At 67.3% G+C, this 21,811-nt stretch carries 24 protein-coding genes; 13 read left to right on the top strand and 11 right to left on the bottom strand.

Going from position 1 to position 21,811, the window contains the following annotated elements; all coding sequences use genetic code 11:
- Window positions 1–34 precede the first annotated feature (34 nt).
- The 4 genes from ACXYMN_RS00715 to ACXYMN_RS00700 all read left to right on the top strand — a co-directional run bounded on the left by ACXYMN_RS00715 (window position 35) and on the right by ACXYMN_RS00700 (window position 3,401).
- Window positions 35–496: a peroxiredoxin gene (locus ACXYMN_RS00715; protein WP_459011449.1), complete on the top strand. Its 462-nt coding sequence runs from the start codon at window positions 35–37 to the stop codon at window positions 494–496.
- Between the two features lie 86 nt (window positions 497–582).
- Window positions 583–1,392, top strand: coding sequence for a ferritin-like domain-containing protein (locus ACXYMN_RS00710; protein ID WP_459012337.1), 810 nt, complete (start codon window positions 583–585; stop codon window positions 1,390–1,392).
- Between the two features lie 181 nt (window positions 1,393–1,573).
- Entirely contained in the window at window positions 1,574–2,884 is a 1,311-nt protein-coding gene (locus ACXYMN_RS00705) for a DUF5930 domain-containing protein (protein WP_459011448.1), read from the top strand.
- A complete protein-coding gene (locus tag ACXYMN_RS00700; protein WP_459011447.1) occupies window positions 2,874–3,401 on the top strand; it encodes a bactofilin family protein in 528 nt (175 codons plus the stop codon). The genes ACXYMN_RS00705 and ACXYMN_RS00700 overlap by 11 nt, the downstream gene beginning before the upstream one ends.
- Before the next feature lie 441 nt (window positions 3,402–3,842).
- Here ACXYMN_RS00700 and ACXYMN_RS00695 read toward each other — a convergent pair whose 3' ends face one another.
- From ACXYMN_RS00695 to ACXYMN_RS00680, 4 genes are all read right to left on the bottom strand, one after another.
- Window positions 3,843–4,427 (bottom strand): HNH endonuclease, encoded by a 585-nt coding sequence (locus ACXYMN_RS00695; protein WP_459011446.1) that lies wholly within the window; start codon window positions 4,425–4,427, stop codon window positions 3,843–3,845.
- 255 nt (window positions 4,428–4,682) lie between these two features.
- Window positions 4,683–5,348, bottom strand: coding sequence for an alpha/beta hydrolase (locus ACXYMN_RS00690; RefSeq protein WP_459011445.1), 666 nt, complete (start codon window positions 5,346–5,348; stop codon window positions 4,683–4,685).
- Window positions 5,345–5,992, bottom strand: a complete 648-nt coding sequence (locus tag ACXYMN_RS00685; protein WP_459011444.1) for a DNA-3-methyladenine glycosylase family protein — start codon at window positions 5,990–5,992, stop codon at window positions 5,345–5,347. Before ACXYMN_RS00685 ends, ACXYMN_RS00690 begins: the two co-directional genes overlap by 4 nt.
- The gene (locus ACXYMN_RS00680; protein ID WP_459011443.1) at window positions 5,956–6,639 is read right to left on the bottom strand and encodes a precorrin-6A/cobalt-precorrin-6A reductase; all 684 of its coding nucleotides are present in this window, start codon (window positions 6,637–6,639) and stop codon (window positions 5,956–5,958) included. The genes ACXYMN_RS00685 and ACXYMN_RS00680 overlap by 37 nt, the downstream gene beginning before the upstream one ends.
- Before the next feature lie 91 nt (window positions 6,640–6,730).
- On the opposite strand from ACXYMN_RS00680, the gene ACXYMN_RS00675 reads away from it, so the two are divergent.
- On the top strand, window positions 6,731–7,930 hold the full coding sequence (locus ACXYMN_RS00675) for an MFS transporter (RefSeq protein WP_459011442.1): 1,200 nt from the start codon (window positions 6,731–6,733) through the stop codon (window positions 7,928–7,930).
- A 3-nt stretch (window positions 7,931–7,933) separates the two neighbouring features.
- On the opposite strand, the gene ACXYMN_RS00670 is transcribed toward ACXYMN_RS00675, so the two are convergent.
- The 3 genes from ACXYMN_RS00670 to cysS all read right to left on the bottom strand — a co-directional run bounded on the left by ACXYMN_RS00670 (window position 7,934) and on the right by cysS (window position 11,871).
- On the bottom strand, window positions 7,934–8,710 hold the full coding sequence (locus ACXYMN_RS00670) for a squalene/phytoene synthase family protein (protein ID WP_459011441.1): 777 nt from the start codon (window positions 8,708–8,710) through the stop codon (window positions 7,934–7,936).
- Between the two features lie 10 nt (window positions 8,711–8,720).
- Window positions 8,721–10,361 (bottom strand): citramalate synthase, encoded by a 1,641-nt coding sequence (gene cimA, locus ACXYMN_RS00665; RefSeq protein WP_459011440.1) that lies wholly within the window; start codon window positions 10,359–10,361, stop codon window positions 8,721–8,723.
- A 148-nt stretch (window positions 10,362–10,509) separates the two neighbouring features.
- Window positions 10,510–11,871, bottom strand: coding sequence for a cysteine--tRNA ligase (gene cysS, locus ACXYMN_RS00660; protein ID WP_459011439.1), 1,362 nt, complete (start codon window positions 11,869–11,871; stop codon window positions 10,510–10,512).
- Between the two features lie 364 nt (window positions 11,872–12,235).
- Here cysS and ACXYMN_RS00655 point away from each other — a divergent pair, with 364 nt between their 5' ends.
- The 4 genes from ACXYMN_RS00655 (at window position 12,236) to ACXYMN_RS00640 (ending at window position 14,015) form a co-directional block, all read left to right on the top strand.
- Window positions 12,236–12,583 carry a TfoX/Sxy family protein gene (locus tag ACXYMN_RS00655; protein ID WP_459011438.1) on the top strand — a complete coding sequence of 116 codons (348 nt, stop codon included), beginning with the start codon at window positions 12,236–12,238 and terminating at the stop codon, window positions 12,581–12,583.
- Between the two features lie 78 nt (window positions 12,584–12,661).
- Window positions 12,662–12,835 carry a YqaE/Pmp3 family membrane protein gene (locus tag ACXYMN_RS00650; RefSeq protein WP_459011437.1) on the top strand — a complete coding sequence of 58 codons (174 nt, stop codon included), beginning with the start codon at window positions 12,662–12,664 and terminating at the stop codon, window positions 12,833–12,835.
- Complete coding sequence (locus ACXYMN_RS00645) at window positions 12,832–13,215, top strand: DUF4112 domain-containing protein (RefSeq protein WP_459011436.1); 384 nt, start codon at window positions 12,832–12,834, stop codon at window positions 13,213–13,215. Before ACXYMN_RS00650 ends, ACXYMN_RS00645 begins: the two co-directional genes overlap by 4 nt.
- Before the next feature lie 209 nt (window positions 13,216–13,424).
- Window positions 13,425–14,015: a DsbA family protein gene (locus tag ACXYMN_RS00640; protein ID WP_459011434.1), complete on the top strand. Its 591-nt coding sequence runs from the start codon at window positions 13,425–13,427 to the stop codon at window positions 14,013–14,015.
- A 105-nt stretch (window positions 14,016–14,120) separates the two neighbouring features.
- On the opposite strand, the gene ndk is transcribed toward ACXYMN_RS00640, so the two are convergent.
- On the bottom strand, window positions 14,121–14,543 hold the full coding sequence (gene ndk / locus ACXYMN_RS00635; protein WP_459011433.1) for a nucleoside-diphosphate kinase: 423 nt from the start codon (window positions 14,541–14,543) through the stop codon (window positions 14,121–14,123).
- Window positions 14,544–14,733: 190 nt separating this feature from the next.
- On the opposite strand from ndk, the gene ACXYMN_RS00630 reads away from it, so the two are divergent.
- The 4 genes from ACXYMN_RS00630 to ACXYMN_RS00615 all read left to right on the top strand — a co-directional run bounded on the left by ACXYMN_RS00630 (window position 14,734) and on the right by ACXYMN_RS00615 (window position 18,818).
- Window positions 14,734–16,590: an ABC-F family ATP-binding cassette domain-containing protein gene (locus tag ACXYMN_RS00630; protein WP_459011432.1), complete on the top strand. Its 1,857-nt coding sequence runs from the start codon at window positions 14,734–14,736 to the stop codon at window positions 16,588–16,590.
- 219 nt (window positions 16,591–16,809) lie between these two features.
- Window positions 16,810–17,442, top strand: a complete 633-nt coding sequence (locus tag ACXYMN_RS00625; protein ID WP_459011431.1) for a MarC family protein — start codon at window positions 16,810–16,812, stop codon at window positions 17,440–17,442.
- 39 nt (window positions 17,443–17,481) lie between these two features.
- On the top strand, window positions 17,482–18,063 hold the full coding sequence (locus tag ACXYMN_RS00620; RefSeq protein WP_459011430.1) for a retropepsin-like aspartic protease family protein: 582 nt from the start codon (window positions 17,482–17,484) through the stop codon (window positions 18,061–18,063).
- 191 nt (window positions 18,064–18,254) lie between these two features.
- The gene (locus ACXYMN_RS00615) at window positions 18,255–18,818 is read left to right on the top strand and encodes a methyltransferase family protein (RefSeq protein ID WP_459011429.1); all 564 of its coding nucleotides are present in this window, start codon (window positions 18,255–18,257) and stop codon (window positions 18,816–18,818) included.
- 147 nt (window positions 18,819–18,965) lie between these two features.
- On the opposite strand, the gene ACXYMN_RS00610 is transcribed toward ACXYMN_RS00615, so the two are convergent.
- The 3 genes from ACXYMN_RS00610 to ACXYMN_RS00600 form a co-directional block, all read right to left on the bottom strand.
- Window positions 18,966–19,685 carry a flavodoxin family protein gene (locus ACXYMN_RS00610; protein ID WP_459011428.1) on the bottom strand — a complete coding sequence of 240 codons (720 nt, stop codon included), beginning with the start codon at window positions 19,683–19,685 and terminating at the stop codon, window positions 18,966–18,968.
- Window positions 19,686–19,856: 171 nt separating this feature from the next.
- Window positions 19,857–20,318 carry a DNA polymerase III subunit chi gene (locus ACXYMN_RS00605; protein WP_459011427.1) on the bottom strand — a complete coding sequence of 154 codons (462 nt, stop codon included), beginning with the start codon at window positions 20,316–20,318 and terminating at the stop codon, window positions 19,857–19,859.
- A 4-nt stretch (window positions 20,319–20,322) separates the two neighbouring features.
- Window positions 20,323–21,792, bottom strand: a complete 1,470-nt coding sequence (locus ACXYMN_RS00600; protein WP_459011426.1) for a leucyl aminopeptidase — start codon at window positions 21,790–21,792, stop codon at window positions 20,323–20,325.
- Window positions 21,793–21,811 lie beyond the last annotated feature (19 nt).

The raw sequence follows: 21,811 nt of genomic DNA, 5'->3' as shown, positions 1-21,811 counted from the left end.
AACCGCGCATTCGTAAAACCCGAAAGGACAGCACATGCCGCAGACCGGCGAAATGGCCCCCGATTTTACCCTTCCCGTCACCGGCGACGCGGATGTCACCCTGTCGAAGCTGCGCGGCAGCCCGGTCGTGCTGTTCTTCTATCCGCGCGACGACACCTCGGGCTGCACCCGCGAGAACGAGGATTTCACCCGCCTGCTGCCCGAATTTTCCGCGGCCGGCGTTCGCGTCTTCGGCCTGTCGAAGGACACCATCGCCAGCCACGACAAGTTCATCGCCAAGAAATCGCTCGCCGTGCCGCTTTTGTCCGATGCCGACGGCGACGTCTGCGAACGCTACGGCGTCTGGGCCGAAAAGAAGATGTACGGCAAGACCTTCATGGGCATCGAACGCGCGACCTTCCTGATCGACGCCGAAGGCCGCATCGCCCGGGACTGGCGCAAGGTCAAGGTGCCGGGCCATGCCGACGCGGTGCTGGAGGCCGTCCGCGCGCTCTGATAGCCCCCGAGGCGAACGTCCGACCCGAAAGGCCCGCCGCCATGCCCGACAAGCAGCCAGACCCGCAGCCCTCGACCCTGTGCGACATGGCCGTGAACGTACTGACCACCGCCGACGGACGCGCCAAGACGGCCAGGTCGCGCGCCCATGCGGCCCGCTGGTTCGCCGCGCGCGACGCGGGCACGCGGTTGCCCGTGGGCCGCGCCGACCCGCCCGCGCGCCCCGCGCGTCCCGATGCCCCCGAACTGCGCGACCCGCGCGACGTGCCGCGCCGCAGGCCCGGCTCGCAGAAGGGCCGGATCGCGCTTTTGCACGCGGTCGCCCATATCGAACTGAACGCCGTCGATCTGCACTGGGACATCATCGCGCGCTTCGCCGACATCGACATGCCGCCCGGATTTTACGATGACTGGGTCAAGGCGGGCGACGAGGAATCCAAGCATTTCAACCTGATGTGCGACTGCCTTGAGCAAGAGGGCAGCTTCTACGGCGCCATGCCCGCCCATGCCGGGATGTGGCGCGCCGCCGAAGATACCGCAAACGACCTGCCCGGACGGCTCGCCGTGGTGCCGATGGTGCTCGAAGCCCGTGGCCTCGAAGTCACCCCCGGGATGATCGCCCTCTTCGCCAAGGCCGGGGCCACCGACGCGGTGGCCGCGCTGCAGACGATCTACGCCGAGGAAGTGGGCCATGTGGCCTACGGCTCGAAGTGGTTCCATTTCCTCTGCGGTCGCCACGGCATCGACCCCACGCCGGAATTCCAGCGCCTCGTGCGGACCTACTTCAAGGGCGCGCTCAAACCGCCCTTCAACGAAGAAAAACGCGCCGAGGCCGGTCTCGCCCCGGATTTCTACTGGCCGCTGGCAGAGGGCTCCGACCCCGCCAAAGCCCGCTGAATCACCGCTAACCCTTGGATCCGTCGGCGGATTTCTGCTCAAGCGGCACGAATTCGCCCGTCGTTAACACAATATAGCCTGAAAAAGTTGCGCTAATGCGAATGTGTTTGTAACCCCTGTATCCAAGGTGCCGGTTTGGGGAAACGAGCACCGCTGTTAGGGACGGGAAAAGGATATCACAGTGCGCACGAAGCTTGCGATCAAGCTCCACTCACTCCTGGAGCGCTATTTTCCTGAACGCCGCCTCTTTCTGAAGTCCGACACCGATACCCGGTTCATCCGCCTTCGGTCCGAGACCCAGGCCATCGCTGCCTTCGGCGGCGCCACCGTCATCGCCTGGACGATCATCGCCACCGCGGTGATGCTGATGGACTCGATCGGGGCCGGCAGTTTCCGCGACCAGGCCCTGCGCGACCAGATGACCTACGAACAGCGCCTCAACGCCCTGTCGCGCGAACGCGACTCCCGCGCCACCGAGGCCCGTGCGGCGCAGCAACGCTTCAACGCCGCCCTGAAACAGGTCTCGATCATGCAGTCCGAACTGCTCTCGGCCCAGAACAAGGTGCGCGAGCTTGAGACCGGGCTCGACGTGGTGCAGGCAACGCTCGGCTCCACCATCAAGGAACGCGAGGTCGTCCGCGACAAGTACGCGACCCTGCGCACCAACCTCGAATCGGGCGGCACCGTGCCCGACGCGGGCGACGCGGGCAACGAAACCGTGTCCTTCCTGACCGCCGCCCTGTCGCGCACCGCCGAGGAACGCGACCAGGTTGTCGCCAACGCCCAGGACGCGCTGGTGCGGGCCGACGAGATGGCGACCGAAATCCGCCTGATGGAAGAAAAGAACGACCTGATCTTCCGCCAGCTCGAAGAGGCGATGACCGTTTCGGTCAAGCCGCTCGACAAGATGTTCAAGGCCGCGGGCATGAACCCCGACACCGTGCTCAATCAGGTGCGTCGCGGCTATTCCGGCCAGGGTGGCCCGCTGACGCCGCTGTCCTTCTCGACCCGTGGCGAGGAACCCTCGATCGAGGCCGAGCGCGCCAACCGCATCCTCGGCCAGATGGACCGGCTGAACCTCTATCGCATCGCCGCCGAGAAAGCCCCCTTCGCCTCGCCGCTGAAGGATGCGTTCCGCTTCACCTCCGGGTTCGGCTATCGCTGGGGCCGCCTGCACGCGGGCACCGACTTCGCCGCGCCGCATGGCACGCCGATCTATTCCACCGCCGATGGCGTCGTGGTCCATGCCGGCTGGCAGTCGGGATACGGGCGTCTCGTCAAGATCCAGCACGAGTTCGGGATCGAAACGCGCTACGCGCATAATTCCAAACTCTACGTTAAGGTCGGCCAAAGGGTCTCGCGCGGTCAGAAGATTGCTGCTATGGGGAACACTGGACGGTCCACCGGCACGCATCTGCACTACGAGGTGCGCGTCGGCGGGAAACCTGTGAACCCCATGACCTACATCAAGGCTGCGAACGATGTTTTCTAAAAGCAAGATCAACGACCCCGCACCCAAGGCGGACGACCAGAAGCCTGCGGTGACGTCCGACAACGCGCGTCCCGCAGCCCCCGACTACAAGTCCGACTTCAAGCCGACGGCGCCCAAGGCAAAGCCGCCCGCATCGGTGCTGTCGGCGGACCTGCACGTCAACGGCAACCTCAAGACCACCGGCGACATCCAGGTGGAAGGCACGGTCGAGGGCGATATCCGCGCGCACCTGCTGACCATCGGCGAGAGCGCCACCATCAAGGGCGAAGTCGTCGCCGACGACGTGGTGATCAATGGCCGCATCGTCGGTCGCGTGCGCGGCCTCAAGGTGCGCCTGACCGCCACCGCGCGGGTCGAGGGCGACATCATCCACAAGACCATCGCGATCGAATCCGGCGCCCATTTCGAAGGCTCCGTGCAGCGCCAGGACGACCCGCTGTCGGCCAAGGGCAAGGGCGGCGGCACGCCGGTGCCCCCGTCGGCGGTGACGCAGAAACCCGAACGGACGTCGAACTGACCCGATGATCCCTCCGCCTGCCCCGGCAACCGGTCGGGCAGCGGATCGGCAGCGGATCGAAGGCCGTCCCCCCGGGCGGCCTTTTTCATGCCCGTCCCGACCGCGCCCCCGGCCACCCCGCGCCGCTTTCCATTTTCCAAATACGCCAGAGAGCGCGAGAGGCTGGCCTCTCGCCCCGGTCGCAACCAGCCGGACCAACCCGGACCCGGCACCGAGCCGCACAGACCGTCCCGCCGCGCGGGCTTTTTGCCGCCCGCCCCAACCGCGCCCCCGGCCACCGCGCGGCTTTCCATTTTCCAAATACGCCGGAGAGCGCAAGAGGCTGGCCTCTCGCCCCGGTGGCAACCGGCCGGACCAACCCGGACCCGGCACCGCGCCGGACAGGCCGGGCACCGGATGCCCGATGCCGGACCTCGGATATCGCAGATCACAGGCCCGGCGTCAGGCCTGCAATTCCGCATCCCAATAGAGAAAATCAAGCCAGCTGTCGTGCAGGTGCCCGGGCGGAAACTTCCTGCCCATGTTCCGCAATTCCTCGGCGCCGGGCTGGCGCGGCGGTTTGCGCAGCGACAGGCCCGAACGATGCAGCGACCGCGCCCCCTTGCGCAGGTTGCAGGGCGCACAGGCCGCCACCACGTTCTCCCAACTGGTGACCCCGCCCGCCGCGCGCGGCACTACGTGGTCGAAGGTCAGCTCGCCCCTGGACCCGCAATACTGGCAACAAAAGCCGTCCCGCAGAAACAGGTTGAAGCGGGTGAAGGCCACGCGCTTTTGCGGTTTGACGTAATCCTTCAGCACCACGACGCTGGGAATATGCATGGTCATCGACGGGCTGTGCACCACCTCGTCGTATTCCGCGATGATATCGACCCGGTCGAGGAACGATGCCTTGACCGCTTCCTGCCATGGCCAGAGGCTCAGCGGATAATAGGACAGGGGTCGGTAATCGGCGTTCAGCACAAGCGCCGGATGCTGCCTGAGCGCGCCCGGTTCACGGACAAAATGGGTTCTGAAATCGCCATCCATAGGGGACCCGTCCTCCGCCCGGCATGCCCGCGTCACGCACCAGGGCGGGGAGCGCCGCCCCTGCTGTGCGACCACTATATATGGCGGTGGCGCTCTGGCAACCCCCACATCACTGGTGGTCGGATACGGACATCACCGGCACATCACCGACACATCACTGGCCGCATCACCGACCGCATCGCCGGCATCCCCCAGGCCGCATCGCCGGCATTGTGCCCGACCGCGCGCGCGGCCGGGGCCGCCCGTGCCACCAGGTCAGAAGCCGCACTTGTCGCGCAGAAAGGCCAGCGCCACGCCCAGCCCGTCCGGCGCGATGCCGTGGCCGGTGCCCTTCATCACATGGGCATAGACCTCTGCCCATCCGGCCTTCTGCAGCGCCTCCGCCGCCTCGGGCAGCGATTGCGGCGGCACCACGTCGTCCTGGTCGCCATGCACCAGCAGCACCGGCGGGCGCACCACCACCTCGTCGACCAGCAGGTCCGGGTTCAACAACCGTCCCGAAAAGCCGACAATCCCCGCCACCGCATCCTCGCGGCGCGGCGCGACCTGCAGCGCCATCATGGTGCCCTGGCTGAATCCCACCAGCGCCAGCTGCTCGGGCAGCAGATCCTCGTCGACCAGCACCCCGTCGAGAAAGGCGTTCAGATCCTCGACCGCCGCCAGCATGCCCGCCTCGCTGTCTTCCTGGCTCGACCCGTCGATCCAGGGGATCGGGAACCACTGGAACCCGAAGGGCGCCCCGGCGCAGGCCTCGGGCGCGTCGGGCGACAGGAACAGCGTGTCGGGCAGATGCTCGCCCAACGGATCGGCCAGGCCCAGCAGGTCCGCGCCATTGGCCCCGTAGCCGTGCAGGAACACCACGACCGACCGTGTCGATCCCGATTGCGGCTCTTTGCGTCCGGCTTGCAATACGCGCGTCATAACGTTCCCTCTCGGTCCTTGGCCACGTGGTAGTAGGCCCAGAGCGCGCGGGCCGCAACCGCCCGCCACGGGGCCCATCCGACGGCCATCTCGCGCAGGGCCGCCTCGCGCGGGCGATCGGGCAGCCCGAACAGCAGACGCGCCGCTTCCTGCAGCGCCAGATCGCCCGGCGCGAAGACATCCGCATGCCCGAGCGAGAACATCGCGTAGATCTCGGCGGTCCAGACGCCGATACCCTTGACCTGCGTCAGAGTCGCCACGACCGTCTCGGTGGGGGCATCGCGCAGCGCATCGTAGTCGATCCCCGCCTCCGCCAAAGCCCTGGCATAGCGCGCCTTCTGCCGCGACAGGCCGACCGCGCGCAACGCCTCTTCCGGCACCGCCCGGATCGCGTCCTCGGTGGTAAAGCCCGCCGCCTCCAGACGCCCCCGGATCGCCCGGGCCGAGGCCACCGACACCTGCTGGCTGACGATCGCGTTCAGCAATTGCGCAAACCCGTCGGGATTGCGGCGCAACGGCAGGGGCCCCGTCGCGTCCAGCACGCGGGCAAAGCGTGGCTCGATGCGGCACAGATGCGCCGCGCCCTCGGCGACGCAGGCGTCGGTTCTTATGATCCGGCCCGGGGACCGGTGCTGATCAGCCATGACACTGCCTCCTCGGCGCTGCGCACTCTTGGTCCCGGCGGCAGGGCGGGCCGCGCCACCAGCGCCACCCGCACCCCCAGCCGCCGCGCCGCCTCGAGCTTGGGATAAGCCCCTTCCCCGCCGGCATCGCGGGCGATCAGCCAGTCGATGCCCAGCCGCGCCATCAATCGCATCTCCTGCGCGACACTGAAAGGCCCCGCGCCGCGCAGATAGGTGCCGTGTCGCAACGGGCAAAGCCCCGGCCTGTCGTGCCTGCGCCGGATGAACAGCCGCCCGTGCAGCAGGCGCAGGGCGGGCAGATCCTCGGCCCCGGTGGTGGCGAAGACCCGCGCACCCGCGGGGATGAGCTGCGCCGCCATCGCGACGCTGCGTACCCGCAGCCAGCGATCCCCGGGGCGCTGGCGATGACCCTCCCGGCACAGCAACAGCCGATCCGCCCCGCTCGCCTCTGCCACCCGCCAGGCCGCGACATGGCTCGCGGTGTCAAACGGATGCGCCGCGTCCACCAGCACGCCGATGCCCCTTGCCCGCAGCGCCGCCACCGACAGATCGCGCGGCCGCAGCGCCACCGCGCCGGGCCACACCGCCAGCAGGGCGCGCGCCTCGGCGCTGCCCGTCACCACCCCGGTCTTTCCCTTTGCATCCATGCAACTGTGGTTATCGAATGCCCGACCGCGACACCATCGCCAAGCTCTCTTGCCGCGCCGCGCGCGCCCCGGTAGCAAGACCGGCATGGAAATGTCCCGCGCCAAACGAAACGTCGCCGTCCTTGTCGCCGCACAGGCGATCCTGGGCTCGCAGATGCCGATGATCTTCATCATCGGCGGGCTGGCCGGGCAATCGCTGGCCTCGAATGTCTGCTTCGCGACGCTGCCGATCTCGCTGATCATCCTGGGCTCGATGCTGTCGGCCTCGCCGCTGTCAAGCTTCATGCAGCGATACGGGCGTCGGGCGGGGTTCTTCCTCGGTGCGTCGGGCGGGGCGCTGGGTGGCATCGTCGGCGCGGTGGGGCTCTATTACGCCTCGTTTCCGATCTTCCTCGCGGGCAGCCTGCTGACCGGCGTCTATTTCGCCGCGCACAACTTCTACCGCTTTGCCGCCGCCGATACCGCGTCGGATGCGTTCCGCCCCAAGGCGATTTCCTACGTGCTGGCGGGCGGGCTGGCCTCGGCCATCATCGGCCCGCAGGTGGTCAAATTCACCGCCGACGCTTTCGTGATCCCCTTCATCGGCACCTACATGGCGGTGATCACGGTCAACGTGGTGGGCTCGCTGCTGTTTCTGTTCCTCGACATCCCCAAACCCAAGCCCCCCGAACCCGACGCGCCGCTGGGCCGCACCCGGCTGGAATTGATCCAGAGCCCGCGCATCGCCGTGGCGGTGATCTGCGCGATGGTGTCCTACGCGCTGATGAACCTGGTGATGACCTCGACCCCGCTGGCGGTGGTGGGCTGCGGCTACGACAAGGCGGATGCCGCCGACATCGTGTCGGCGCATGTGCTGGCGATGTATGTGCCGTCCTTCTTCACCGGCCACCTGATCGCGCGTTTCGGCGTCGAAAAGATCATGGGCGCGGGGCTTGCGATCCTGGCGGGCGCGGGCGGTGTCGCCCTGATGGGTGTCGAGCTCGAGAATTTCTTTGTCGCGCTGATCCTGCTCGGCATCGGCTGGAACTTCGGCTTCATCGGCGCCACCACCATGCTCGCGGGCGCCCATCGCCCCGAGGAACGCGGGCGGATGCAGGGCATGAACGACGTCATCGTCTTTGGCGGCGTGACCTTGGCCTCGCTGGCCTCGGGCGGGTTGATGAACTGCTCGGGCGGCAGCGCCGAGGCGGGCTGGGCGGCGGTGAACATCGCCATGATCCCGCTGCTGACGCTGGCCGGGGCGGCGCTGATCTGGCTGGCGCTGCGCCCGCGCCCGAAGCCCGCGGAGTAACCCCTACCAGCGCCCCGTGGCGCGCATCAGCGCCAGCCGCGCGGCGCTGGTCGCGGGGTTGAGCGTCAGCGTGCCATCGGCCACCCGGCGCGGATCGCGCACCGCCTGTTGCAGGATCGGCCCCGCCTCCCATGTGGCCAGGAATGCCGGGCGCGCGGATTTCGAAACGCGCCCGCGACCGGCCCGCGACCGGGCCAGCCGGTCCAGCCCGCCCTGCGCCAGTGCCGCCACCGCCTGCGGGCGTCCGTCGACCAGCGGTTTGCGGCCCTTGGCCTCAAGCGCGGGCACCGCGCGCAGGAAGGCCGCCAGACCCGCCGCATAGCCCGCATCCCGCGCCACATCCGTATCGACCGCACCCAGCGACGCCGCGGCGGCAACCGTCAGAAGCCCCGCCGTCTCGTCGATATAGCGATGCAGATGGGCCGCATCCTCGAAACTGTCGCGATAGAGATCCCAGCGCCGCGCGCCCACCAGCCGGTCCAGCTCGGCCGCCATGCCCGGGGCCAGCGCCAGTGCCAGAGGAGTGACCACCTCGTGACGGCGCACCATGCCGCCGTCCGCGATCTCGGCCAGCGCGTCGCGCCACCATTGCAGCCGCATCTCGCCGATCATCGCTTCCGAGGTGACCCAGGGCGCGCGCGCCACTTCAAGGTTGAAGGCGTAGATCGGGAACAGCCGCGCGCGCGCCGCCACCGGGGCCGCCATCACCGCGCGGAACCGCGCCGGATCGCCCCTTTCCACCGCCTTCGCGCAGGCAATCAGATCGTCGTCAAACTCCATGACAGCCCAGCTAGGCCGGGACCGTCGCGCGGGAAGGCGCATCGGCCACATCGCGGCACAGCTTCCAGTTCACCGCGTCGATCAGCGCCGAAAAGGACGCATCGACGATGTTCGCCGACACCCCCACCGTGGACCAGCGCCGCCCCTGCCCGTCCGCGCTGTCGATGATGACGCGGGTCACCGCCTCGGTGCCGCCTTGCGTGATGCGGACCTTGAAATCGATCAGGCGCATGTCCTCGATGATCGCCTGATAACGCCCGAGGTCCTTGGCCAGCGCCTTGGACAGCGCGTTGACCGGTCCGCGATCGGACCCCGTGGCATCCATCGACTCGCTGACCGACAGCTTCTTCTCGCCGTCGATCTTGACCACCACCACCGCCTCGGACAGCGACACCATGCGGTTGCGCTTGTTCTTGCGGCGCTCGACCGAGACGCGGTAGCGCTTGACCTCGAAAAAGGCGGGCAGCAGGCCCAGCTCCTCGCGCGCCAAAAGCTCGAACGACGCCTGCGCGGTGTCGTAGGCATAGCCCTCGTCCTCGCGGTCCTTGACCCGGTCCAGAATACGCGCAAGGCGGGGGTCGTCCTCGGCCACCTCGATCCCCGCCTCCGCCAGCCGCCGCTTGAGGTTCGACCGCCCGGCCTGGTTCGACATCGGCACCACCCGCGCATTGCCGACATCCTCGGGGGCGATGTGTTCGTACAGGTCCGGGGCCTTGATCACCGCCGAGGCGTGCAGCCCCGCCTTGTGCGCGAAGGCCGACGAGCCGACATAGGGCAGCTGCTTCATCGGCACGCGGTTCAGCACGTCGTCCAGCATCCGGCTGATCCGCGTGAGGTCCCGGAGCGCGGTCCGGGACACGCCCGTCTCGAACCGGCTGGCATAGGGTTCCTTCAGCAACAGCGTCGGCAGGATCGAGACGAGGTTGGCATTGCCGCAGCGTTCGCCCAACCCGTTGAGCGTGCCCTGTATGTGCCGCGCCCCCGCATCGACCGCCGCGAGCGATCCGGCCACCGCCATGTCGGTGTCGTTGTGGGTATGGATGCCCAGCCGGTCGCCGGGGATGCCCTCGGCCACCAAATCCGCCACCACGTCGCCGATCCGCGCGGGCAGCGTGCCGCCATTGGTGTCACACAGCACGACCCAGCGCGCCCCGCCCGCCAGCGCCGCGTCAAGACAGGCCCGCGCATACCCCGCGTCCGAGCCGTAGCCGTCAAAGAAATGTTCGGCGTCAAACAGCGCCTCGCGGCCCTGGGCCACGCAATGCGCGATCGACGCGCGGATATTCTCGAGGTTCTCGTCCCGGCTGATCCCCAGCGCCTTCTCGACGTGGTAATCGTGGCTCTTCCCGACCAGGCAGACCGCCGGTGTGCCCGCGTTCAGCACCGCCGCCAGCACGTCGTCGTTTTCCGCCGAGCGGCCCGCCCGCTTGGTCATGCCGAAGGCCGTCATGGTGGCGCGCCGCGTCTCCGCCGCCTCGAAGAACGCCGAATCCGTGGGGTTCGCCCCGGGCCAGCCGCCTTCGATATAGTCCAGCCCCAGATCGTCCAACGCCTTGGCGATGCGAAGCTTTTCCGGCGTCGAGAACTGCACGCCCTGGGTCTGCTGCCCGTCGCGCAGCGTGGTGTCGTAAAGCGAGAGGCGTTCGGTCATGGCCGGACCTCCAGGGAGAAACCATTGCGGCGCATGGTTGATATCTCAAGGCCCAACGGGCCCGCATCCCTGTCTGGATTGCCCGCAATCCAGACAGCGCCCGTCCCGCCCCGCGCGGACCGGGCGCATGCAAGACGCAACGCCGCGCTCATGTCGCCGCCTCCAGCTTCGTCGCATCGAAGTCTGGCCCGGGCACCAATTCCACCCCGGCTTTCGACATCCGCACCTCGACCCCGGCGGCCACCAGCGCGGCCTTCAGCCGGTCCACTTCTGCGAAATCCTTGGACGCCATCGCCGCCGCGCGCGCCCCGGCCAGACGCGCCTCGAACCCGCTCAGATCCACATCGACCGCGTCCCAGCCGCCAAGCGCATCGGTGAGCAGCCCCATCAGATCGGCCCCGGCCTTCAACCCGGCCAGATCCCCGTCGCCCGCGCATTTGCGCAAGACCGCCAGCGCCCCCGCCGAGTTGAGATCGTCCGCCAGCGCCGCCACCACACCTTCGGGGACGGCACCCGGCGCGACCCCCGCGACCAGCGCCCGCCACTTGCGCAAGCTCGCCTCGGCCTCGCGGCGCTTCACCTCGGTCCAGTCCATCGGCTTGCGGTAATGCGTGGACAGCATGACAAAGCGGATCACCTCGCCGGGCACGCCCTGATCCAGCAAATCCCGAACCGTGAAGAAGTTGCCCAGCGATTTGGACATCTTCTTGCCCTCGACCTGCAGCATCTCGTTGTGCAGCCACACAGTCGCAAAGCCGCCCTCGGGATGGGCGCAGCAGCTTTGCGCGATCTCGTTCTCGTGGTGCGGGAACATCAGATCGTTGCCGCCGCCGTGAATGTCAAAGCTCGGCCCCAGCAGCGCATCCGCCATGGCCGAGCATTCGATGTGCCAGCCCGGCCGCCCCCTGCCCCAAGGTGACTCCCACCCCGGCAGCCCCGCGTCCGACGGCTTCCACAGCACGAAATCCATCGGGTTGCGCTTGTAGGGCGCGACCTCGACCCTTGCACCGGCGATCATGTCCTCGACCGCGCGGCCCGACAGCTTGCCGTAATCGGCATAGCTGTCGACGGCGAACAGCACATGGCCCTCGGCGGCATAAGCATGGCCCTTGGCGATCAGATCCTCGATCATCGCCACCATTTGCGGGATATACCGCGTCGCGCGCGGCATATGCGTGGGCTCCAGCGCGCCGACCGCCCCCATGTCGTCGAGATACCACTGGATCGTCTCTTCGGTGATGACGCCGATATCGCGCCCCGCCTCTGCCGCGCGGGCGTTGATCTTGTCGTCCACATCGGTGAAATTGCGCACATAGGTGACGTGGTCGGCACCGTACACATGCCTGAGCAGCCGGAACAGCAGATCGAAGACGATCACCGGGCGCGCGTTGCCCAGATGCGCCCGGTCATAGACCGTCGGACCGCAGACATACATCCGCACGTTCTCGGGGTTGAGCGGGACAAACCGCTCTTTCTTGCGCGTCTTGGTGTTCGTGAATGTCAGGTCCATACGTGCCTCAAACCTCGGGCGTGTGCTCAAAGGCAGGCTCTAGCAGCTTCGTTTTTGGAAAGGAACGAAAAGACGGCCCGCCGGTGGATCAGCGGAAAATGCAACAGCTGGTAAGGGTGCGTGCCGGTTTCATACCTTAGGCCTAGCCGCCGCCCGGGCGTTTTGCAAGCCGCGCGGCTTGCCTGCGGGACGCGCGGCAGGCAAAACGGCACCATATTCCCGACCCCGGAACGCCGATGCCCCGCCCGCATGCCCCGCACGCCCTGCCTTCGCCGCACACCGGACCACGGCCCGGGTCCGCCGACCCCGGCCCTGTCCGCACCGGGCGGCCCCGCATCTGGCCCCGTATCCCGGTCCGCCGACCATGACCCGCAGCCCCGTTTCCTCGATCCGCAACCTTGGCCCCGCGATGGAGACCGCCTGCACCCGCGCCGGGATCGACAGCGCCGAAGCCCTGCGCGACCTCGGTGCCGACGCCGCCTATGCGCGCCTCGTGGCCACCGGCACCCGGCCCCATTTCATCGGCTACTACGTGCTGCACATGGCGCTTCAGGGGCGGCCCTGGAACGACTGCAAGGGCGCCGAGAAAACCGCCCTGCGCGCCCGCTTCGATGCGCTGATGGCCAACACCCGACCTGCAGCCGACCACCTGCCCGCCAGCCTGTCCGATGCGCTGGACCGGATCGGCGTGGTGGCGCGCAAATCCCGCTGACGGTGGAACCGCAGCCGCAACGCTTGCGTTCGACCTTCAACGCAACGCGATCACGCAATTTGCACGAAAGGCACCGCCATGGACCTCGTTCGCATCATCGTCGCCATCCTTCTGCCGCCGCTCGGGGTGTTCCTGCAGGTCGGGCTGGGCAAGCATTTCTGGCTCAACATCCTCTTGACGATCCTCGGCTATGTTCCCGGCATCGTGCATGCCGTCTGGATCATCGCCAAGACCGGGCCGCGCACGGCATGAGCACGCATCCAGACTTTCAGCGCCTCGCGCGCATCGAGCGGCTGGCGACCCGCATGGACCGCGCCTTCCGCCTGCCCGGCACCGGCATCCGCTTTGGCTGGGATTCGCTCCTGGGCCTGATCCCGGGGCTGGGCGACACCGCGACCCTGCTGCCTGCGGCCTACATCATCGCCACCGCGCGGCGCATGGATGTGCCCACGCCCATTCTGCTTAAGATGGCGGGCAATGTCGGCATCGACTGGCTGGTGGGCCTCGTGCCGCTGGTGGGCGATCTGTTCGACGTCGGCTACAAGTCCAACACCCGCAACGCCAAGGTGCTGCGCGATCACATCGAGGCGCGCCACAACTTCGCGGCCCCCCACATGACCCGCGCGGCCTGAGCTGCGCCAGCCCGACCGCGTCGCCTGATCGCGGCGCGGGTCGGGCCAGTGTCCGACATCCCTGTCGGCCCAAGCGCCGGGCCGCCCCTAACCCGGTTCTGCTCGAAACCTGGCCCGGCTCGGTCCGGCAATTTGCCGAAAATCCCGTTTGCGGCTAGACTGCCACGCATGGATTCACGCAGAATTTGGCCGCAACCCGGGGCAATGGCATGGCACGGATCGACTTCTGGTATGCGATCGGCAGCACCTACAGCTATCTGACGGTCATGCGTCTGGCCGAGGTCGAAGCGGCCCACGACGTCCGCTTCCGGTGGTGCCCGTTCAACGTTCGGCAGGTGATGATCGCGCAGAACAACATCCCCTTCAAGGACAAGCCGATCAAGACCGCCTACATGTGGCGCGACATCGAACGCCGCGCCCGCAGCTTGGGCCTCGATCCCAGGTTGCCCGCGCCCTATCCGCTGGCCGGTCTTGAACTGGCCAACCGGGTCGCCATCCTTGGCGTCGCCGAAGGCTGGGTCGCGGACTATACCCGCGCCACCTACCGCCGCTGGTTCGGCAAGGGCGAACCCGCCGGGGAAGAGCCGAACCTGTCCGCCAGCCTGACCGAGATCGGACAGGACGCCGCCCGGGCAATCGCGGCCGCGCAAACGCCCGCAATCGCCGACGCGCTTGGCGCGGCGACCGACAGGGCCATGACCCTGGGCGTCTTCGGCGCGCCGACATTCGTCGTCGGAACCGAGGTTTTCTGGGGCGACGACCGGCTGGAGGACGCGGTGCGCTGGGCCAAGGCGTTCTGACCGCGCGGAACACCCGCACCACGAAAAAGCCCCCGAAGTCACCTTCGGGGGCCTTTGCGCGACCTCGGTCCGGGAAATCCCGTTCCGCTTGATGCCGTTTGGCGATCAGCCGACGATCTCTAGTCCCGCGAAGAAGTACGAAATCTCTTCCTTGGCGGTCTCGGGCGCGTCCGAGCCGTGCACCGAGTTTTCGCCGACCGATTCCGCGAATTCCGCTCGGATGGTGCCCGCCTCCGCATCGGCGGGGTTGGTCGCGCCCATCACTTCGCGGTTCTTGGCGATCGCGTTGTCGCCCTCGAGGACCTGAACCACAACCGGCGCCGAAGCCATGAACTCGCACAGCTCGTCATAGAACGGGCGCTCCTTGTGGACCGCATAGAACGCCCCGGCCTGCGCCTTGGTCAGCTGGATGCGCTTCTGCGCGACGATGGTCAGGCCCGCTTCCTCGAACTTGGCGTTGATCTTGCCGGTCAGGTTGCGCTTGGTGGCGTCGGGTTTGATGATCGAAAGCGTGCGTTCGGTTGCCATGAGTGCCTCTTGGTCTGGTGCCGACAGCCCTGCGGCCGTCGGATATGAAGATTGGCGCGCCCATATCACGGGTCCGGGGCGTTGAAAACATGCGATGCGTCGCCGCGATGGCGACACCTTGGCCCGGCACGTCGCGAAATCGCATCCGCACCGCCTTTCCGCCCGCCCGCCTTCCTGCTAAGCGGCCCCCATGTTGAAGATCGAGAACCTCTCCTATGCCGTCGAAGGCCGCCCCCTGCTCGAAGGGGCCACCGCCACCATTCCCGATGGCCACAAGGTCGGCCTCGTGGGGGCCAACGGCACCGGCAAGACCACGCTTTTCCGCCTGATCCGGGGCGAGCTGACGCTGGATGGCGGCGACATCACCCTGCCCCGCGGGGCCCGTGTCGGCGGCGTCGCGCAGGAAGTGCCCTCGTCCGAAACCTCGCTCATCGACACCGTGCTCGAGGCCGATACCGAACGCGCCAGCCTGATGGCCGAGGCCGAAACCGCCACCGACGCCACCCGCATCGCCGAGGTGCAGACCCGCCTCGCCGATATCGACGCCTGGTCCGCCGAAGCCCGCGCCGCCGCGATCCTCAAGGGGCTGGGCTTCGACGAGGCCAAGCAGCAGATGCCCTGTTCGGCCTTCTCGGGCGGCTGGCGGATGCGCGTGGCGCTCGCCGGTGTGCTCTTCGCGTCGCCGGACCTTCTGCTGCTCGACGAGCCGACCAACTACCTCGACCTCGAAGGCGCGCTCTGGCTCGAAAGCTACCTCGCGCGCTATCCCCATACGGTCATCATCATCAGCCACGACCGCGGCCTGCTCAATCGCGCCGTCGGCGGTATCCTGCACCTCGCGGAAAAGACCCTGACCTATTACCAGGGCCCCTACGACCAGTTCGCCCGCCAGCGCGCCGAGAAACGCGCCCACCTGGCCGCCATGGCGAAAAAGCAGGATGCCCGCCGGGCGCATCTGCAAGGCTTCGTCGACCGCTTCAAGGCCAAGGCGTCCAAGGCCAAGCAGGCCCAGAGCCGGGTCAAGATGATCGAGAAGATGGACACCATCACCCTGCCCGAGGACGCCGAGCGCCGCGTCTTCACCTTCCCGGTGCCCGAGGAACTGTCGCCGCCCATCATCCACCTCGAAGGCGGCGCCACCGGCTACGGCGACACCACGATCCTGCGCAATCTCGACCTCAGGATCGACCAGGACGACCGCATCGCGCTGCTGGGCCGCAACGGCGAAGGCAAATCCACCCTGTCGAAGCTCCTGTCGGGGCGGTTGCCGCTGTTCACCGGCACGCTGACCCAGGCCTCGAAGCTGCGCGTCGGCTACTTCGCCCAGCATCAGGTCGACGAGCTGCGCATCGACGAGACGCCGCTGCAGCACCTGATGCGCGAACGCCCGGACGAACTTGCCGGCCGCCACCGCGCGCGGCTGGCGGGCTTCGGCCTTCAGGCCGCCCAGGCCGAAACCGAGGTGGGCCGCCTCTCGGGCGGTCAGAAGGCGCGGCTGTCGCTGTTGCTGGCGACCATCGACGCGCCGCACATGCTGATCCTCGACGAGCCCACCAACCACCTCGACATCGAATCGCGCGAGGCGCTGATGGTGGCGCTGAACGCCTATACCGGTGCTGTGATCCTGGTCAGCCACGACATGCACCTGCTCAGCCTCGTCGCCGACCGGCTCTGGCTGGTCAAGGACGGCGGCGTGACACCCTTCGACGACGATCTCGACGCCTATCGCAAGATGCTGCTCGGCACCGACAGGCCCGCCGAAAAGCCGCGCAAGGCCTGCGCGCCGCAGCCCGCGAAACCCTCGCGCGACGCGATCCTGGCGCTGCGCTCGGATGTGCGCAAATGCGAGGCACGGGTCCAGAAGATCGAGGACATGCGCGAGAAACTGGCGAAAAAACTCGCCGATCCCGCGCTTTACGAGACGACGCAGAAACACCAGCTGGCCACCTGGAACAAGAAATACGCCGAGGTCATGGACGGTCTCGGCAAGGCCGAAGCGCTCTGGGTCGCAGCCCAGGAAAAGCTCGACGCCGCCGAATCCGCCTGATCCCCCGGCAAAAGACCGCGCGGTACCGCCGGGCACCGAACCGGACCCGCGCGCAACATCCGCCGTTGAAGGCGCACCGCAAGCCGCTTCATCTTTCCGGAAAAACGCAAATCCCGCCCCCGCCACGGGCCCGGCGCCAACCGTCTGCACGCCACGGACAGTCAGGGCGCAAAAAAATCGCCCCTTGCCTCGCCCGCCCGGCAGGATTACCGCAGCGCCATGGATGCAACCCTGATCATCGCCGCTTTCACCACGCTTTTCGTGGTCATCGACCCGATCGGGACGACACCGGTGTTCATTGCGCTGACCCGCGGCATGCCCGCGGCCATGAAACGCACCATCGCGCTGCGCTCCTGCTTGATCGCGGCCTCGATCCTGTGCCTGTTCGCCTTTTTCGGCGAGGCGGTGCTGGGCTTCATCGGCATCACCATGCCCGCCTTCCGCATCGCCGGCGGCATGCTGCTGTTCCTCACCGCGCTCGACATGCTGTTCGAACGCCGCAACAAGCGCCGCAACAGCCAGGCCGACGAAGCCGATGACGATGCGCCCGACCCTTCGGTCTTCCCGATGGCGATTCCGCTTCTGGCGGGCCCCGGTGCGATCACCTCGGTGATCCTGCTGGTCAGCCAGGCCCGCGACGCCACCGCCCTTGCGACGGTCCTCGTGGTGATGTTCGGCGTGCTCACCATCGCGCTGCTCTTGCTGCTGGCCTCGGGCTGGATCGAGCGGGCGCTGGGCAAGATCGGCATCACCGTGATCACCCGCCTGCTCGGCCTGCTGCTCGCGGCGCTGTCGGTGCAGTTCGTGGCCGACGGCCTGCTGGCCTTCGGCTTCGGCACACCGACCCTGTGATCCCTTCCCATCGCGCCCCCTGATGCCTATCTCAATGCGATGGACAGCATGGATTACGGACAATTCGCCTATCTCGCCCTCTTGGGGGCGGTCCTGGTCTTCTGGTTCTTCGTGCAGGACCGGGCCAATCTCGGGCGGAAATTCAAGGCCCTGGCGGCTTGGGGCTTCATCTTCGCGGGCGTGATCGCGGTGATCGGGCTCTGGGACGACATCCGCGGCACCGTGGCCCCTGTCCAGAAGGTGATGACCGAAGCGGGCCGCATCGTGCTGCCCCGCCAGCCTGACGGGCATTACCACGCGCGCCTGACGATCAACGGCACGCCGGTCTCCTTTCTTGTCGATACCGGGGCCACGGGCACGGTGCTGAGCCGCAAGGACGCCGCCCGGATCGGGCTCGAGGCCGAAGATCTGGCCTTTATCGCCACGGCGCGAACCGCCAACGGCCAGGTGCGCACGGCACCGGTCACGCTTGACCGGGTGGCGCTCGGCCCCTTCACCGATCGCGACGTGCGGGCCTATGTGAACGAGGGCGCGCTCGGCCAGTCGCTGCTCGGCATGAGCTACCTGCAACGCTATTCCCGCATCGAGATTGCAGGCAACGAACTGATCCTCGAACGCTGATCGCGCCGCCCGCGCCATTTTCTTGCTCAAGAAAATGGCCCCGCAGATTTTTCAAGAAAAATCTGCCCCGGACCGGCAGGCGAAATTCCCGTGAGGGCGCCAAGGCGCACGGCGCGCGCAAGACCCGCACGCATCCCGGGCGCGCCGCGCGATCGCATTGGCAACACGCCCGATCCGTCTAAGATGCGCGCATGTTCGATTTCCTGCTGGGCACACTTCCCATACTGACGTTTCTTTCCAGCGCCATTCTGTTGGCCTTGGCCGCATACGACCTCATCGACCCGGCGTTCAGGTTCTGGCCGCCGCCGGACGATCAGCCCGCGAAACAAATCGCCTTCATGACCCTTTTCAGGGTCATGGTTTACGGGTCGATCGTCGCGTCGCTCCTGTATCTCTGGCGCGTCGGCCTGCGGTTTTCGACCCCGACTGTCCTGCTGGCCATCCTCCTGATCACGGTCGGCTTCGGGATCGCATTCGGCGCAACATGGACGCTTGGCTGGGCAAACGCCTTCGGATCGAAAGAAGGGCTTCGCACCGACGGGATATTCCGGTTCTCGCGAAACCCGATCTATATCGCGACCTGGCTCGCCCTCGCCGGTTGGGCGCTGCTCGTTCCCGCCGTGTTGGTCATCGCGACGCTGATCAACTGGGCACTACTCTACCTGGTCGGGATCTTCATCGAGGAACGTTGGCTCGCAAAGCAATACCCAGAGCAATTCCGCGCATATTGCCGCAAGGTCCGGCGGTTTTTCTGATCGACGAACGTCGCTTCGTTTCCACCTTCCGCAGCATTCACCGCGGCAATCGCTGCGCCTTCCGCGTCCAGCTTTGCGCCGACACCGCCCTCTTTCTCGCGGCTCGAACGCCCTTGCGGCTCATGTTCGACTGCAAACAGCCGCTCATCAACTCCGGTATTCGGGGTTCTCGAAGCCGAACCGCGCGCCTGCATCCCAGGCCTTCCGGTCATTGCCCTGATTTGGATAGCCACCGGCGCTTTTCAGCATGCGCGCCAAATGCATCAGGTTCCATGTCATGATCGTGGTGTTGCGCTGGGTGAATTCATTGTCGAAACCGACACGGCCGCCGCCTTCCGTCTCGTCGCCATAGGACGGCCCCGGTCCGGCCTCTCCGATCCAGCCGCAATCGGCCTGCGGCGGGAGGGTGTAGCCCAGGTGGCTCAGGGCATAACCGATGGTCATCGCGGCATGCTTGATCCCGTCCTCGTTGCCGGTGATCACACAGCCCCCCGTCTTGCCGTAATAGACCGACTGCCCCTTGTCGTTCAGATTGCCGGACATGCCATACAGCCGCTCGATCAACACGCGACAGACCGAGGATTCCTCGCCCAGCCAGAGCGGCGTGCCGATCACCAGAATGTCCGCCGCCAGAACCTTTTCCCAGACCTGCGGCCAATCATCCCTGTCCCAGCCGTGCTCCGTCATGTCGGGATAGACGCCCGGCGGTATCTGGTGGTCCAGCATGTGCAGATGCGCGACCGATACGCCCTGCTCCGCCATGATCTTTGCCGACGCATTCATCAACAACTTGGTGTGGCTTTCCGTCGGTTCACGCTTGAGCGATGTATTGATGAACAGGGCTTTGAGGTCGGAAAAATCGGTCATCACGAATGGGTCTTCTGTCAGTTTCACCATACTGTCCGACCGGATCGGAACCTGTGTGGCTTATGGCGTGGCGCACCCGGTCGTCACAGACGATATCGCGATTTGTCCCGCGCCGCGCCATTTTCTTCATCAAGAAAATGGCCCCCGGATTTTTGTTTAAAAATCCGTATCCTAGCGTTCGGCCTTCATCTCCCAGCGGCCCGCTTCCTCGGACCAGTACTGCGCCGAGCAGCCCGCGTCGGTCAGCGCTTTCCACTGCACCCGCGCGGCCTGCACCGCCGCCGGGTCGTTGCCATCGAACAGCACGCAGACCCGCGCCATCCGCGCCACCTCGCGGGCGTCCACGTCCGCCCCGTCGACCGTCATCAGGCAGGCCGGATCGTTGGCCGCCTCCGCCCCCCCGGTCAGCAACAGCACCGGCTGGCGCGCATCATGCGGCCCGCCCGCCAGCCCGTGCGGCAGAAACCCGTCCGCCGCCCCCAGCCAGAGCCGCTGGTCGAGCCAGTCCATCCGCGCCGCATCCCGGCCCCGGACCGCGACCCGCCAGCCCGCCGCCAGCGACTTCTCCAGAAGCACCGGCAGCGTCTCTTCCAGCGGACGCCGCGTCAGGTGATAGAAATAGGCGGCCCCCATGACCTCACTCGGTCTCGAACCGGTCCGCCACCAGCCGGTTGAGCGCCATCACCCCCCAGCCGGTCGCCCCCTTGGGCGCCAGCGGCGTGTCCTTGCTCACATGGGCGACACCGGCGATGTCGATATGGATCCACGGCATCTCGTCCTTGACGAAGACCTTCAGGAACTCCGCCGCGGTGATGGTGCCCGCGGCCCGCCCGCCGGTGTTCTTGATATCCGCCAGCGGCGTCTCGATCTGCTTGGCGTAGCCCGCCCCGAACGGCAGTCGCCACGCGCCCTCGCCCTCGGCGGCGGCGGCCTTCCCGAAGGCGCGGTGGAAATCGTCGTCGTTCGAGAAATAGCCCGCGTTCTCATGCCCGAGCGCGATGATGCAGGCCCCGGTCAGCGTCGCCAGATCGACCATCGCGGCGGGGTTTTCATGCTCTTGCGCATACCAGAGCACATCCGCCAGCACCAACCGTCCCTCCGCGTCGGTGTTGATCACCTCGATCGTGTCGCCCTTCATCGAGGTCACGATATCGCCGGGCCGGGTGGCGCGCCCGTCGGGCATGTTCTCGACCAGGCCCACAAGGCCGGTGACGTTGGCCGGGGCCTTGCGCAGCGCCAGCGCCTTCATCACGCCCGCAACGACGCCCGCGCCGCCCATGTCCATGGTCATGTCTTCCATGCCCGCCGCGGGCTTGATCGAGATGCCGCCGGTATCGAACACCACGCCCTTGCCCACCAGCGCCAGCGGTGCCGCGTCCTTGGCGCCGCCCTTCCAGCGCATGATCACCAGCTTGGCCGGGCTTTCCGACCCCTGGCTCACGCAAAGCAGCGCGCCCATGCCCAGCTCGGTCATGCGGTCCTCGTCCAGCACCTCGACCTCGACGCCAAGATCGCGCAGCCCTTCAAGCCGCGCGGCGAACTCCGTGGTGGTCAGCACGTTGGCGGGCTCGGACACCAGATCGCGGGTGAACACGACGCCCGCCGCCACCGCCATGCCGGTCTCGACCAGCGGGGTCACCTCGTCGGGCTTCGAGACCATCATGACCGCCGGCTCAAGCGCATCGCCCTTGTCGGTCTTGTGATCGGTGAACGCGTAGGACCGCAGCGCCAGCCCCAGCGCGATATCCGCCGCCCGCCGCGTCGCCTCGGCCAGCACCAGCACGGGACCGCGGGTAAGCTTGCCAAGCGCCGCACCCGCGCGACGCGCCTCGTCCTGCGCCGGCGCGCGCGACAGCTTGACGATGTCGATGGCCTCTGCCGCCATGCCCGCCGGATACCCCAGCGAAAGGACCTCGCCGATCTTGGCCTTCTCGAAGCGGTCGCCCTCGACGGCGCGCTTGACGGCGCCTTTCGACAGCCGGTTCAGCCGCCGTGCGCCGGGGCTCATCGTGCCGTCCGGGCTGACGCAGACCGCCACGCGCCCCGTCACGCTGTCCAATGCCTCTAGGTCCGTCGCCGTCACCGTGATGTCGCGCAAGTCGGTCATGCCCGTCTCCTGTCCAGAT

Source organism: Roseivivax sp. CAU 1753 (genome assembly GCF_054482575.1).
This window is presented reverse-complemented; position numbering and strand designations above follow the sequence as displayed.

Bases quoted from the DNA above. Each gene is read 5' to 3' on its own strand.
- ACXYMN_RS00650 (WP_459011437.1), top strand. From the start codon at position 12,662: ATGGACCTCGTTCGCATCATCGTCGCCATCCTTCTGCCGCCGCTCGGG.
- ACXYMN_RS00670 (WP_459011441.1), bottom strand. From the start codon at position 8,710: ATGGAGTTTGACGACGATCTGATTGCCTGCGCGAAGGCGGTGGAAAGG.
- ACXYMN_RS00615 (WP_459011429.1), top strand. From the start codon at position 18,255: ATGTTCGATTTCCTGCTGGGCACACTTCCCATACTGACGTTTCTTTCC.
- ACXYMN_RS00640 (WP_459011434.1), top strand. From the start codon at position 13,425: ATGGCACGGATCGACTTCTGGTATGCGATCGGCAGCACCTACAGCTAT.
- ACXYMN_RS00700 (WP_459011447.1), top strand. From the start codon at position 2,874: ATGTTTTCTAAAAGCAAGATCAACGACCCCGCACCCAAGGCGGACGAC.
- ACXYMN_RS00655 (WP_459011438.1), top strand. From the start codon at position 12,236: ATGACCCGCAGCCCCGTTTCCTCGATCCGCAACCTTGGCCCCGCGATG.
- ACXYMN_RS00605 (WP_459011427.1), bottom strand. From the start codon at position 20,318: ATGGGGGCCGCCTATTTCTATCACCTGACGCGGCGTCCGCTGGAAGAG.
- ACXYMN_RS00610 (WP_459011428.1), bottom strand. From the start codon at position 19,685: ATGACCGATTTTTCCGACCTCAAAGCCCTGTTCATCAATACATCGCTC.
- cimA (WP_459011440.1), bottom strand. From the start codon at position 10,361: ATGACCGAACGCCTCTCGCTTTACGACACCACGCTGCGCGACGGGCAG.
- ACXYMN_RS00620 (WP_459011430.1), top strand. From the start codon at position 17,482: ATGGACAGCATGGATTACGGACAATTCGCCTATCTCGCCCTCTTGGGG.
- ACXYMN_RS00625 (WP_459011431.1), top strand. From the start codon at position 16,810: ATGGATGCAACCCTGATCATCGCCGCTTTCACCACGCTTTTCGTGGTC.
- ndk (WP_459011433.1), bottom strand. From the start codon at position 14,543: ATGGCAACCGAACGCACGCTTTCGATCATCAAACCCGACGCCACCAAG.
- ACXYMN_RS00715 (WP_459011449.1), top strand. From the start codon at position 35: ATGCCGCAGACCGGCGAAATGGCCCCCGATTTTACCCTTCCCGTCACC.
- ACXYMN_RS00710 (WP_459012337.1), top strand. From the start codon at position 583: ATGGCCGTGAACGTACTGACCACCGCCGACGGACGCGCCAAGACGGCC.
- cysS (WP_459011439.1), bottom strand. From the start codon at position 11,871: ATGGACCTGACATTCACGAACACCAAGACGCGCAAGAAAGAGCGGTTT.
- ACXYMN_RS00630 (WP_459011432.1), top strand. From the start codon at position 14,734: ATGTTGAAGATCGAGAACCTCTCCTATGCCGTCGAAGGCCGCCCCCTG.
- ACXYMN_RS00600 (WP_459011426.1), bottom strand. From the start codon at position 21,792: ATGACCGACTTGCGCGACATCACGGTGACGGCGACGGACCTAGAGGCA.
- ACXYMN_RS00675 (WP_459011442.1), top strand. From the start codon at position 6,731: ATGTCCCGCGCCAAACGAAACGTCGCCGTCCTTGTCGCCGCACAGGCG.
- ACXYMN_RS00645 (WP_459011436.1), top strand. From the start codon at position 12,832: ATGAGCACGCATCCAGACTTTCAGCGCCTCGCGCGCATCGAGCGGCTG.
- ACXYMN_RS00690 (WP_459011445.1), bottom strand. From the start codon at position 5,348: ATGACGCGCGTATTGCAAGCCGGACGCAAAGAGCCGCAATCGGGATCG.
- ACXYMN_RS00685 (WP_459011444.1), bottom strand. From the start codon at position 5,992: ATGGCTGATCAGCACCGGTCCCCGGGCCGGATCATAAGAACCGACGCC.
- ACXYMN_RS00695 (WP_459011446.1), bottom strand. From the start codon at position 4,427: ATGGATGGCGATTTCAGAACCCATTTTGTCCGTGAACCGGGCGCGCTC.
- ACXYMN_RS00680 (WP_459011443.1), bottom strand. From the start codon at position 6,639: ATGGATGCAAAGGGAAAGACCGGGGTGGTGACGGGCAGCGCCGAGGCG.